This window comes from Lentilactobacillus rapi DSM 19907 = JCM 15042, from assembly GCF_001436255.1.
GTDB classification, from domain to species: Bacteria; Bacillota; Bacilli; order Lactobacillales; family Lactobacillaceae; genus Lentilactobacillus; species Lentilactobacillus rapi.
The window spans coordinates 23,414-36,468 of sequence record NZ_AZEI01000049.1 but is presented as its reverse complement, the minus strand read 5'-3'; the positions used below and the strand labels follow the sequence as shown (position 1 = coordinate 36,468).

General features: G+C 43.0%; 11 protein-coding genes. 3 read left to right on the top strand and 8 right to left on the bottom strand.

Annotation, left to right across the window (positions count from 1 at the left end; all coding sequences use genetic code 11):
• Positions 1 to 1,071, bottom strand: a complete 1,071-nt coding sequence (locus FD12_RS06345) for a PrsW family intramembrane metalloprotease (protein WP_056982244.1) — start codon at positions 1,069 to 1,071, stop codon at positions 1 to 3.
• A 150-nt stretch (positions 1,072 to 1,221) separates the two neighbouring features.
• On the opposite strand from FD12_RS06345, the gene FD12_RS06340 reads away from it, so the two are divergent.
• Positions 1,222 to 2,178 (top strand): nucleoside hydrolase, encoded by a 957-nt coding sequence (locus FD12_RS06340; RefSeq protein WP_056982243.1) that lies wholly within the window; start codon positions 1,222 to 1,224, stop codon positions 2,176 to 2,178.
• 311 nt (positions 2,179 to 2,489) lie between these two features.
• On the opposite strand, the gene FD12_RS06335 is transcribed toward FD12_RS06340, so the two are convergent.
• The 5 genes from FD12_RS06335 to spx form a co-directional block, all read right to left on the bottom strand.
• Positions 2,490 to 3,314 carry a hypothetical protein gene (locus FD12_RS06335; RefSeq protein WP_054747303.1) on the bottom strand — a complete coding sequence of 275 codons (825 nt, stop codon included), beginning with the start codon at positions 3,312 to 3,314 and terminating at the stop codon, positions 2,490 to 2,492.
• Between the two features lie 42 nt (positions 3,315 to 3,356).
• On the bottom strand, positions 3,357 to 4,190 hold the full coding sequence (locus FD12_RS06330; protein WP_054747301.1) for a hypothetical protein: 834 nt from the start codon (positions 4,188 to 4,190) through the stop codon (positions 3,357 to 3,359).
• 76 nt (positions 4,191 to 4,266) lie between these two features.
• Positions 4,267 to 5,106, bottom strand: coding sequence for a hypothetical protein (locus FD12_RS06325; protein WP_054747299.1), 840 nt, complete (start codon positions 5,104 to 5,106; stop codon positions 4,267 to 4,269).
• A gap of 169 nt (positions 5,107 to 5,275) precedes the next feature.
• The gene (locus FD12_RS06320) at positions 5,276 to 6,085 is read right to left on the bottom strand and encodes a Cof-type HAD-IIB family hydrolase (RefSeq protein ID WP_054747365.1); all 810 of its coding nucleotides are present in this window, start codon (positions 6,083 to 6,085) and stop codon (positions 5,276 to 5,278) included.
• Positions 6,086 to 6,370: 285 nt separating this feature from the next.
• On the bottom strand, positions 6,371 to 6,766 hold the full coding sequence (gene spx / locus FD12_RS06315) for a transcriptional regulator Spx (RefSeq protein ID WP_054747297.1): 396 nt from the start codon (positions 6,764 to 6,766) through the stop codon (positions 6,371 to 6,373).
• A 197-nt stretch (positions 6,767 to 6,963) separates the two neighbouring features.
• On the opposite strand from spx, the gene FD12_RS06310 reads away from it, so the two are divergent.
• Both FD12_RS06310 and FD12_RS06305 read left to right on the top strand, forming a co-directional pair.
• Positions 6,964 to 8,976 carry a cation:proton antiporter gene (locus FD12_RS06310; protein ID WP_056982242.1) on the top strand — a complete coding sequence of 671 codons (2,013 nt, stop codon included), beginning with the start codon at positions 6,964 to 6,966 and terminating at the stop codon, positions 8,974 to 8,976.
• A gap of 146 nt (positions 8,977 to 9,122) precedes the next feature.
• Positions 9,123 to 10,676 carry a bifunctional metallophosphatase/5'-nucleotidase gene (locus FD12_RS06305; protein WP_056982241.1) on the top strand — a complete coding sequence of 518 codons (1,554 nt, stop codon included), beginning with the start codon at positions 9,123 to 9,125 and terminating at the stop codon, positions 10,674 to 10,676.
• Positions 10,677 to 10,847: 171 nt separating this feature from the next.
• Here FD12_RS06305 and FD12_RS06300 read toward each other — a convergent pair whose 3' ends face one another.
• Both FD12_RS06300 and FD12_RS06295 read right to left on the bottom strand, forming a co-directional pair.
• Positions 10,848 to 12,773: a copper-translocating P-type ATPase gene (locus tag FD12_RS06300; protein WP_056982240.1), complete on the bottom strand. Its 1,926-nt coding sequence runs from the start codon at positions 12,771 to 12,773 to the stop codon at positions 10,848 to 10,850.
• Entirely contained in the window at positions 12,773 to 13,045 is a 273-nt protein-coding gene (locus tag FD12_RS06295; protein WP_054747295.1) for a cupredoxin domain-containing protein, read from the bottom strand. Before FD12_RS06295 ends, FD12_RS06300 begins: the two co-directional genes overlap by 1 nt.
• Positions 13,046 to 13,055 lie beyond the last annotated feature (10 nt).

Below are 13,055 nucleotides of genomic sequence, written 5' to 3'. Positions count from 1 at the left end.
CTAGCGCTTTTTTACAAGCTGTTTCTTCTTTGTCCGATGAATCACGATTTGTTGGCCTTGCAGAGTTTTGACCTCTCGCAGGCCAGCATCGATCATCACAAAAATTAAAAACCAACCAATAATAACATCAATCAATTCCTGCAACAATGAAATATCAATTCCGGTGTTAGGAATATCCCAATCCCAGAATGTATGAAGACAAATCGCGATTATGAAGAAGATAAGAAATCTGGGTTTGGTGAAAAAATCCTTCATCGTAAATTGATGCTTTCGTTGTTTTCCCAGAATAATTGCGCCGCCAATGATCGCTGCCCAAATTGTGTGCGTCCCAATTGCCTGAAAACTGCGGGTGAAAATCGTTGCTAGGCCATATTCACTGACGTAACCGGAACTTTCAAATACTGAGAAACCAGCACCGATTGCCGCCCCAATCAAGACACCGTTAAAAATATAGTTCAATTTGTACATATTGATAAAAATAATGATCACGATACATTTGGCCAGTTCTTCGGTAATTCCCACAATTAACGCAGATTCGATGCTGACTTCAGTTCGAATCGGCAATAGCATATAGAAGGTCATCGTTACCAGTAATGATAGGATGCCCCCCACCAAAAAAGTCGTGAGCAGCTCCAATACCGAAATATTTTGGTAGACATTAATTTCAAAAAACATCATCATCAACGAAAACGGGACGGCTAACGACCCAATAAAAATGAGTCCGGGGATTGCCTTGTTACTCTTAAATAAAAATAATAGCAGAATCAGCATGACAAAGCTCGCTGCCAAAACCGCGAATACCCGTGAAAAAAACCACGGTTTCACTGGCCGACTGGAAACTTTTCGAAGACTTGGCGTTGTGGTACGGGTCCCCACAATAAACAGCCGGTCGGCTTCATCCTTTGAATGGCGCTTAAAGACATCAGAAAACATCCGTGATAAATGAATTTCAACCGGACTGTTCGCGTCAGTCTCGCCCAAATGTTTGGCAATATTATCATCCAAATTGTCGTAATTCCGCCGGACACCTGTCCAAACCAGCGAAAAAAAGTTATTCCCAATTTTTTTCATAATTCACTCCTATGGTTGATACCATCTAGCGTAACTTACAAATAAAATGGTTTCAAGATTTGTTCAGCAATTGAGTTCTGATTCAATTTCGAGTATGATTAGGTAAAGGGTTTTCATCCTTGCTAATACACGAACGGAGGTAGTTAATTAATGGCCCAGAAAAAAATGATTCTTGACCTTGATACTGGTATCGATGACGCAATGGCAATTGCCTACGCAGTCGCTGATCCAGACGTTGACTTGATTGGTATTATTGGTTCTTATGGGAATGTTTACGTTGAAGACGGTGTTCAAAATTCACTTAAGATTTTGGAACTGCTCGGTGTCACCGACGTCCCGGTTTACCAAGGCTTGTCACACTCATCAGAATCTGATCACTTCGACAGAATGCCCGTCAGTGCTCAAATTCATGGTGAAAATGGAATCGGTGAAGTTCAGCTGCCAGACCCAACCCGTAAACCAGAAAAGGGCGACGCAATTGATTTCTTCATCAATGCCGTTAAGCAATATGGTAAAGACCTCATCTTAGTTCCAACTGGTCCATTAACAAACTTGGACGCTGCTATTAAGAAGGCCCCAGAAATTGCAACCCAAATCGGTAACGTCACCATCATGGGCGGCGCTGTGACCGTTCCGGGAAATGTGACCAACGTCGCTGAAGCTAATATCCAACAAGATGCTTCAGCCGCTAACAATGTTTTCCGCAAGGTTCCCCTCACCCAGGTTGGCTTGGATGTCACCTTGAGAACTTTGTTGACTAAAAAAGAAACGCAACAATGGCGTGACTTGCATACCAAATCAGGTGAAGCATTTGCCGACATTGTTGATTACTATATCAAGGCTTATGAAGTAACCAGCCCAGACCTCCATGGTTGTGCCCTGCATGATCCATTTGCGGTCGGAGTTGCGATCAACCCAAACTTTGTTCAAACAATCGGATTGAACATGTATGTCACGACTGACGAAAAGTATTATGGCCGGACAACAGGTGACCCTGCTCGTTTGGATGATCCAAATACAAATGTTAAAGTCGCTGTGAATGCGGATGTGGATGCTTATTTGAAGGCATTTATGGATCATTTGACTAACTTATTTAAGAAGAACTGAAGCATTCAATAAAGGGATAAAAAATATCCGACGATAATCAGAGTATTCTGAGTGTCGTCGGATATTTTTTTATCATTACTTGGAGAAAATGTGCTACATCAGGCAGCAACCTGCATGTAAGCACCTTTATCAGGAATTCCCAGACCTACGAAATTTTGGTTTACCATTACCCGGAAAAAATGCGCTCCACAAAGCAGAAATCTGCACGTAAGCACCGTAACAGCAAATTCCAAGCCCAGGAATTTACTGTTACGGCGACTTACGCTCCGATTTCTAATCGCTTTGTTCCACGCTCTGCTTTACTCCGCACTCTAACTCTTCCTTGCAATAATCACCGTTCCATTTGCAATACCTTCAAATACACTAATACCAACGACCCAGTCACCGGATTTATAATCGTTCAAATTGATATTGTTAACTTTGAGGGCTTCTTTTAACTTAGCAGCTCTTGGCGCTACCGGTTGGCCAAATGTCAATGCCCAGTACCAATTCAACTGCTGTTCATAGTTGGCTTGATCCGGATCGTAGTTATTTGGAAAGTTCTTGATTGTTGCAAAATCCTTCTTCGGTAAATTGAGCGTTCCCAAAGATGTGATATCAGAATAGCCCGGAATAGTCTTCGGAAAATCCCCGTATCGGCCATCAGCGTACCGTGAAAGTTGATAATCCAATGGTATATTCGGTAATTGTTTCATAATTGCCCGAGTCAATTTTGCTGAAGGAGACGTTTTGACATACTGCTTGAATTCAGCCGACGTTTTAAAAGCACTCGCGCCCCATGTTTTCAAGTGTTGGAGATAGCCACTCCAAACTAATCCTTTAACCGTGGAATTGTAATTAGTGATGCGATAATACACCGATTTACCCTTTTTAATACCGTGGGTAACGTACCAAGTGGTATTTTTGTAATTCTTTAGATTATGAACGCGCTTCGTATGGTTATAGTTCCACATGTAAGCATTCTTGTTGGGATTCTTCACCGCATATAAAAACTCATTGGCATCCGGATACTTTCCAATCGTCGTAAACCACTTTTGGGTGCCACTAATCCATGACGCCTGGGCAGGTGAATTTGCCGCTGAATATAAAAATCCAGCTGTGACCGCAATCATTACCATTCCCCAAAACTTTTTCATATAACCACCCTTTTTTATCAATAATTTAATTTGTAGCCAAAATTAATCCGTTTCCTTAGCAATAATCACAGTTCCCATCGACGGATTATCATTCAAATTAATCCCGATCTGCCAATTGCCCTTGGTGGAATCAAACTGAGACATATCTAAATTATGCGCCTTAATCGCTTCAGTCAGCTTATCGGCCCGCGGGGCAACCGGTTGGCCATATGTTAAGCCCCAATACCAGCCTAATTGCTGACTAGCGGTTGGGGTCATGCCACTATCAAAGCCCTTGATCGTACTGAAATCTGATTTAGGTAAGGTCAGGGTCGTAAGCGGTGTTAAGTCAGTAAAGCCTGAAATTGTTTGAGGGAATAAATCAAATCTGCCAGCCGCATATTTCGATAACTGCAGGTTCACAGGTAGATTAGGCAATCGTTTCAAAACGGCCCGGGCCAATTTCTGAGAAGGTTCAGTTTTGATGTAGTTTAGGAATTGATCAGTTGTTTTAAAATCCTCAGCCGTCTTGTTTGCGAACTTCTTGACATAACCACTCCAAACAAGCCCCTTAATGGTTTGGTTGTAATTGGAAATCCGATAATAAACGTGTTTATTCTTAGAAATCCCCCGAATCGCATACCATGTGGTGTTGGGATAATTTTTCAAATTATGAATTCGCTTCGTATGGCTATAGTTCCACATGTAGGCCTTCTTAGAAGACGGCGCGTTGGTTGAATAAACCTGTGCCAAATTGGTCTCGCCATCGGCTGCCGTCATTGTCCACAGCGTTTTTGTTCCAGTAAGCCAAGATGCGTGAGCAGTCGTGCCAGCTCCCGAAAGGCCAAGCAGACCTAGGCCAACTGTGGTGATTAGAATACCAATTAATTTTTTCATCATCAAAACTCCTCGTATTATGAATTCATTTCCAAGTATTGAATCAGCTTTAGTAATGCTTTACTTGAAGCCAAAATTAATCCGTTTCTTTAGCAATAATCAACGTCATTGGCCACTGACCATCATTCATATTAACGCCAATTCGCCAGTTACCATTAGTGGTATCAAATTGTGATAAATCAATCTGGTGATCATTAAGGGCTTCAATGATTTTCTCAGCCCGTGAATTAACGGGTTGCCCGTACGTTAATGCCCAGTAGGTTCCCAATTGAGCATCCCCGGGAGAATTTAAATCCGTTTGAAAGTTTTTGATTGAAGCAAAGTCTGTTTTTGGCAGCGTCAACGTACTAATTGGCGTAATGTCAGTGAAATTAGTAATTTGCTTTGGAAATTGGGCAAATCGATAGGCCGCATACTTCGATAATTCAAAACTAACCGGAATGTTCGGTAACTGTCGTAACACTGCCCGAGTGAGCTTTTGAGATGGTTCAGTTTGAAGATAATTATTAAACTGGTCAGCCGTCTTAAAGTCCTTGGCTGTCTTAGTTGCATACGGCTTGACATAGCCACTCCAAACCAATCCCTTAACAGTTGAATTAGGATTAGAAATTCGATAATAGACGTGCTTATTCTTAGCAATCCCCCGAACTGCATACCAAGTTGTATTCGGATAGTTCTTTAAGTTGTGAATCCGCTTGGTGTGACTATAGTTCCAGACATAACCATTTTTACCCGCCTTCACACTATCTGCGGTCGAAAATAGCCGGGCCCAATCTGGATCACCATTTGGCTCAAATAAGGTCCACAATGTTTTAGTTCCAGTCGACCATGAAGCTTGAGCCGTGGTACTTTGTCCTGCAAATGCTAAGATACTGGCGGCTGCAGTCGCCGTTAAAATTGCAATTAATTTTTTCATTGATTAATTCCCCCCTAATGAATGGATCCAAGTGGTTAGAAGTCAACGTGTAAACACCTCAAAAAAATTCCTGGGCTTGGGATTTCTCTCAGAGATGCATACATTGAGACTTCTACTTGGAAAAGTTGTTCTAACCCAATTGTACTTAATGAAGCCAGAAACAACTAGTTTAAGCTTTGGCATTTTTACCGAAGTATTGTTCAACGTATTGGGCAACCCCGTCATCATCATTATCGCCCGTCACAACGTCACCGGCTTGCTTAACCTTATCTTGACCATTCTGCATCACGACACCAATGTTGGCGTGAGAAATCATCCCCAGGTCATTTTCGGCATCCCCAAAGGCCATCAAATTCGTAAAGTCCATGTCAAAATGATCCAACAATGCCTTTAAGCCAACAACTTTATCCATCTCTGGTGCCAGGAACTCCATAATTTGGGGTTGCGAGCGGACAATGTGATACTGGCTGCGCAATTGATCGTCGATGTTTGCCTGATAATGATCCAACCATTCCGGCTCATCACAGACGATTGCCTTAGAATACAAGTCAGCCGTCGATAACTTATCAAAGGAGCTAGGAACAAAATCAATGCCGCCCTTAAATTGCTGTTTGTACATAGAAGGCTTCAAATCGGTTAACTGATAAACCTGCTCGAAGTCCAAAATATCGAGTGGCGCATGCTGAGCTTGCACAAAATCGTGAAGTGGCTGCAAAGATTGCTTTTGCATCCCACTTTTTGCTAATTCCGCTTTGTCGTTATTGTGAACAACTAACGCCCCATTAAAGGTGATCGTGTAGTCCCCAGCCTCGGTTAAGCCAAGTTGTTCAATAAATCGCCAGATTGCGTTAATTGGCCGGCCGGTACAAAGAACCACTTTGATGCCCGCATCATGAATCTTCTTTAAAGCCAGTTCATTCGTTTTAGAAATTGTTTTATCACTGGTCAGCAACGTGCCGTCCAGATCGAGCGCTACCATTTTAATCAATTGAATTCTCTCCCTTTCATTAACGAAATTAATTTTACGCAAGTTATTGATAGAATACAACCGCTATTAGTCGGCACTTTAAAAGGATTGAATATTGATTGGTTTTCCTTTGAAATTGTTACGGATAAATGTTATTATCGCTAAAATTATCCGTAAGGGCATCCACTCAACCATCTGAACGGGTCCGGCCATTTTCACAAGCAAAAAAAGAGGTTCGAGCAACTTTTTGCTCGAACCAGATTATTTATACGTATAACTGTTTAGTAATTAAATTAACTAACTGATTTGTGATTCCAACTTACGAAGTTCTGCTTCTCGAACACTTCGTGGCAAGAATCGTCTGATTTCTTCTTCATTAAAACCAACTTCAAGACGATGATCATCAAAAATAATTGGTCGCTTAATGAGGTCTGGATACTTAACAACTAAATCAACCAATTGAGAAACGGTTAAATTATCGATATCCAGGTTCAACTTCTTGTAAATGTTAGATCTAGTAGAGATAATGTCTTCGCTGCCATTCTCGGTTAAACGCAAGATTTGCTTGACCTCATCGGCATTCAGAGGGTTAGAATTGATATTTCTTTCCTTAAAGTCGATGTTATGGCTCTTCAACCATGCCCGAGCCTTCCGACTTGAAGCGCTACTTTGTGCAACATATAAATTGAGCATTACAAATCCCCCCGTTCTATACAGAAACCTTGAAACTGAAACAACATCCTTCAATGACTATATTAACATATCGACACCTTTTGTCAACACCGTTACTTACTTTTCGTTAGTATTTTGTGAAATTTTTTTGCCCCTTTTTTATCCCCATTACATTATAATATGTTTATCATCATAAATTTCTATATTGAGGTGTTAATTTGGAAGCCTTCTACTCGGTTGCACTGCTAATTGTATCCGCCATTATCTCAAATATGATTTACCCGATTTTTCCAAAAATCCCACTCACTTTTTATCAAATTGGCTGTGGGTTAATTCTGTCGTTACTTCCGATCTTTCACGATTTCTCCCTTTTTCCAGAGATCTTCATGCTGGGTATCATTGCGCCACTGATGTTTAATGATGGGCAAAATACCGATTCCAATCAGTTTCGGCAGTCCATTGGTCATATTTTTTCAATGGCCGTGTATTTAGCAGTGATCACCGCGGTTGTCATCGGAGGGGCCGCCCATTTCTTGATGCCAACGATTCCATTGGCGTTGTGTTTTGCACTGGCGGCGATTGTCACCCCAACTGATTCTGTTGCCCTTAAGTCCATTACCCAAAACGTTGAGGTTCCAAGTAACGTCCACGGTATTCTGGAAAGCGAATCCCTATTTAACGATGCGTCTGGAATCGTGATTTTCAATTTGGCCGTCGCAGCTTTTCTAACCGGTGATTTTTCATTCACTGAGGGCCTCACGAAATTTGTGATCAGCTTTTTTGGCGGCATCCTAGTCGGGCTATTTGCTGGCCTACTTTTCGTCAAATTACGGACGTTTCTGGTGAATCAATCCATGGACACCACCAGTGTAATTGTGCCTTTCAGCTTAATGACGCCATTTGCCATTTATTTGATCTCTGAAATTCTCGGCTGTTCGGGTATTTTAGCGGTGGTTTCCGCCGGCATCATGCATGGTATCAACCAGAGCCAGTTAAAACTGACTTCCACCAATGTTCGGCTAGTCACCAATGCCACCTGGCAAATTGCTGCTAACCTATTAAACGGCATCGTCTTCGTTTTGCTGGGCGTTACCTTACCAACAGTTATTGCCCAAATCATGCCCTATTCTGACATCCTCATCTTAGAACTTGGCTTATTTGGTGCTGGGATTTATCTGTTAATGGTCATCATTCGGTTTCTATGGGTCAAATTCAATCTGGTTCAAACCCACCATCACCAAGACGCCACTTTAAAAGAGGCCTTATTGACAGCAATCGGTGGCGTCCATGGCACGATAACCTTGTCAATGGCGTTATCCCTGCCATTTACGGCGTTTGGTAAGTCCTTTCCTTATCGAAGTCAGTTGATCTTTGTGGCCACGATTGTGATTTTACTCAGCCTGCTGGTTCCAACAATTATCTTGCCGGCTTTGCTGCCTCAAAAGAAAGATCAAGATCAGGGAACCTTCAAAAAATATCAAGGTGAAATGGTGGCTTATGCGATCTCCAAAGTTAAATCAGATGGCACTATCTCACTGGTTGACCGCAATTACATCATCGATATGCTCAACAGTCAAAAGAACAACCGGGCAACCAATCGGACCGAAATTCGGGATATCATGACCCATGCCAGAGAAATTGAAGCCCAAGTCGTTGTCGATGCATTGAATGAAGGCAAGATCTCCCAACAGTTTGCAAATATTTTTTCGAGAAGAATGGTTTCTGCGTCCAGCCGGGGTTCCGGCTTTTGGACAAGGATCAAATATCTGATCCGCTTACAAACCCACCGGTTCAAGAAGCGAAAAGTTACCAAAAAAGAAGTCAAACGTCGAGGCCGACAATCTAACGCCCAAAGTCAGGAAGGCCGCGGATCCGAAAAGTTTAACCAGCTGGTCGAAAAGGGGAAACAAATCCGTCAGATGAGCTTGCTGATCGAAGAAATGGCGTTCGAAAAGGTGAATGATTATCTGGATAGCATTGAAACGGCTCATAACACGGCTTCAGTCAATTTTGTCAGGAACGGGTATAATTTCCGCCACCTGCGCTTCGACAACTCAGATGAAGCCAATGGCCGGCGAGAAAGCCTGCTAATTCAAGCTTTCCAATATGAGTACACGTATGTGGCAGATGCCTTCAGAACGGAGAAAATTTCGCGAAATATTTCAGACCAGTTGAATCAAAGTATTTCGACGGATCAGATGGTCTTTATGCAGGATAATGGGCAGAGCTAAGTAATTAGAAACCGACATATAAGTCTCTGTAACCAAAAAACATGCTGACACTCCGATTATTAACCGCTTAGCTTCACACTCTGACGTTTACATCCCCACCCCAATTGACTATACTTGACACTATAATTGTTTTTGTAGGTGAAAAAATGAAAATAACACTACTTGCGACCAGTGATACCCATGGGTTTATCGAGCCAACCAATTACGTGGATTCCGGCTCGGATAAGCCATTTGGATTACAACGAGATTGCACGGCCATCAACACATATATTCAAAAACATCCCGATGAAAAAATCATCTTAATCGACAATGGCGACTTCCTTGAGGGGTCGCCTATGGCATATTATGTCGCCAAGAAGGCTGACCAACAGGATCAAGAATCTTTCATTTCGGCATACAACCAAGTCGGTTATCAAATTGGCACGATCGGCAATCACGAATTCGATTACGGGCTAAATTATCTGAACTTCATGATGCAGCACTCAAATCGGCATTTCGTGTGTGCCAACATTGTGGATAATCATAATGAACCATTATTGGCAGATCCGTATACAATTATCGACGTCGCCAATGTGAAGGTCGGCTTTTTGGGATTAACGACCACCAGTACGAAAAAATGGAAAAACGTGAACGACCTCAACGACTTCAACTTAATTTCAGAGCTTGACGCGTGCAAACGATACGTGCCAGAACTCAGAAAAAAAGCAGATATCGTGGTTGTCGTTTATCACGGTGGTTTTGAACGTGATCATACCGGCAACTGGAACGATATTAACCCAGGCGAAAACCGCGGCTATGATATTCTCCAACATATTGACGGCATTGACGCCTTCATTTCCGGCCATCAACACCGGAAAATAGCCAGCCGGTTATTTAACGTGCCAATTATCCAGCCAGGATCCCGCGGTGAATTTGTTGGCAAAATCTCCTTCAATGTCTCCAATAAGGATCATCAAATCAACCGAACCAACTCCGAACTGATTAGTGTCAGTGACAGCGATCCTGACGAAAAAATCGGTGAAACCATTTCTGCGTTATCCGAACACCTGCAGCACTGGCTTGATGAACCATTATCTAAGATCAAGGGGAGCCTCACATTCGACGACCCATTCAAAGCCCGCATCAACGAAACAGCATTTATTGAATTTATTCAAAAAATCCAAATGGATAAAATGGGGACCGACATCTCCGCAACCGCTCTTTATAATAACGAAGCACACGGCTTTGAAGATCCAATCACAATGCGCAATATCATCACCAACTACGTCTATCCGAACACCCTCGTCAAATCACGGATCACCGGTGCTGATTTACGGGCTGCTCTGGAAGTCAGTGCAAAGTACTTTGATGTCAAACACGGCCAAGTGGTAGTCAATGAGCAGTTCATGTTTCCAAAGGAACGTTTCTATAACTACGACATGTACGAAGGCATCGATTACACCTTAAATATTTCTAGACCAGTCGGCAATCGCGTGACGGAATTAAAATATCATGGCGAAGATGTCAGTGATGATCAAATATTCTATATTGCCTTAAACCGTTATCGGGCAAGTGGTGGTGGCCACTATCCGATGTTTACCCGAGACAAAATTGTCGCTGGCAGCGATACAACAATTAGTCAAGTGATTCTGGAATACCTCCAAAAGCATCCGGTGGTTGAAGCAACCAATAATCATAATTTTAAAATTATTCCCAAGTAATTCGAGCATTTATTTTTAAAAAACAAGAATAGACATGAATTTAGGGCAATTGAGCCAGACGATGTCTTGATCCCGAAATTCAAAGCCGCGCATTCCAAACAATCTGAATGCACGGCTTTTTTCATTTAATTTTTGAGATCAAATTGCTGTTCGGCTTAATCTTGCGCCATACTAAGAAGGCACTGGAACCTCGGCAATCTTTGTTCGATTTAACAGGACTGAACTGGTGACCACTGACAACGAGCTAAGTGCCATTGCCAGCCCTGCTAATTCAGGGCTCAGCGTCATCCCAATGAAGTAGAACACCCCAGCGGCAACTGGAATGCCCAAAACATTGTAGACGAACGCCCAAAACAGATTGAGTTTAATCCGATTAAATGTCTTCTTACTCAGCTCCAGGGCTTTGTATACGTCTCGCAGATCATTCTTAACGAGGACAATCCCACCGGATTCAATCGCAATGTCAGTTCCGGATCCCATGGCAATCCCAACATCGGCAGTACTTAAGGCAGGCGCATCGTTAATGCCATCACCAACGAAGGCCACTTTGCCGGACTGTTGGAAATTCTTAACTTGGTTGGCTTTGTCTGCAGGTAACACGTTGGCAACCACTTCATCAATGCCAACTTGATCCGCAATGGCTTTGGAAACCGCCGAGTTATCCCCAGTTAACATCACTGTTTTGAGTCCTTGAGACTTAAGAGCGGAAATGGCTTCCTTAGAAGTTGACTTGGGAGCATCTTGAATCGCAATCAACCCAACAATTTGAGTGCCTTGACCAACAAAGACGACCGTTTTAGCTTGTTGCTGCAATGCGATCATTTTTGATTTAAGGGCATCACTAACCGTCACATCAGCCAGTAATTTATCGTTGCCAACAAACGCGCTTTCACCATCAATATTGGCTCGCACGCCCTTACCCTCAATTGCTTGAAAATGCTGGGCAGGACTCATCGGAACGCCTGACTGCTTGGCTTTCTTGATAATTGCTGTTGCCAGGGGATGCTCTGAGGATTGCTCTAAGCTGGCCGCGAGCTGCAACACTTTATCCGCATCCCCAATCACATCCGTGACTTGCGGCTTGCCAACCGTAATCGTTCCGGTTTTATCGAAGACAACCGTTTTGACATCGTTGACGGCTTCGAGCACCTCACCATTTTTAATGAGGATTCCCATTCGAGCACTGCGGCCGGTTCCAACCATCAGTGCCGTTGGCGTTGCAAGTCCAAGCGCACATGGGCAGGCAATCACAACGACTGATACGGCAAAGATCAATGAACTGGCAACACTGGCACCGATGAGGACGTACCATACCAAAAAGGTGAGAATCGCAATCATCAGCACAAGCGGGACAAAGATTCCCGACACTTTATCGGTTAACCCTTGAATGGGTGCGTGACTATTTTGGGCTTTTTTAACTAACTCAACAATCTGAGCCAACATGGTATTTTGACCGACTTTGCCAGCTCTAAAAGTAAAGGTCCCCGTTCCATTAACAGTTGCCCCAACAACTGAGTCACCAACTTTTTTCTCAACCGGCATACTTTCACCGGTAATCATCGATTCATCAATTGTTGACGAGCCGCTCACAATTTGACCATCAACAGCGATCTTTTCGCCGGGACGGACTTTGATGATGTCACCGACCACAATTTCGGATAATGGCAACTTGATCACCTTACCGTCACGTACAACCTCGGCATCCTTAGCCTGAAGGTTGACTAACTTTTCAACGGCATTTGAGGCATTGTTACGCATTCGTTCTTCGAAAACTTGCCCAAGTAACACAAAGGTCGTCACAAAGGCCGCACTCTCAAAGAAAACCGGCTGGTTGGTCGCCATTGCGTAAATACTGTATACGTAAGCGGTTGTTGTACCAACGGCAACCAAGGTATCCATGTTCGAATGATGCTTTTTAAACGATGCCCAAGCACTTTGGAGAAACGGTCCGGCAGCAACCATCATGACAACCGTTGTCAATGCCAGCATCGTCCATTCGCCGCCTGGCATCATCCATCCAAACGGTTTGAGGATCATTTCCACCAGCATTGGCAACGAAAATACGAGTGAAATCCAAAAACGTTTCGTAATGGTCATTAACCCACCTCAACTTTCCCACTGAACATATCCATTCCACAACTGAAGCTGAATTCACCAGCCTTATCGGTTGGCACTTGAACGGTTTTGGTCACATTAATTGGCAGCTCTTCTGAAAAGTTAAGTGCCTTGGAATGAACCACATCCAAACAGCCTTGGTCATTTGTTCGGGTAAAGTTGATCTCTGCCGGCACCCCCTGTTTAAATTTGATCACTGAAGGCTCGTAGCCACCGGCAACTGTCACGTTCATTGTCTGTTTATTCTCATTCATCATTGATTCC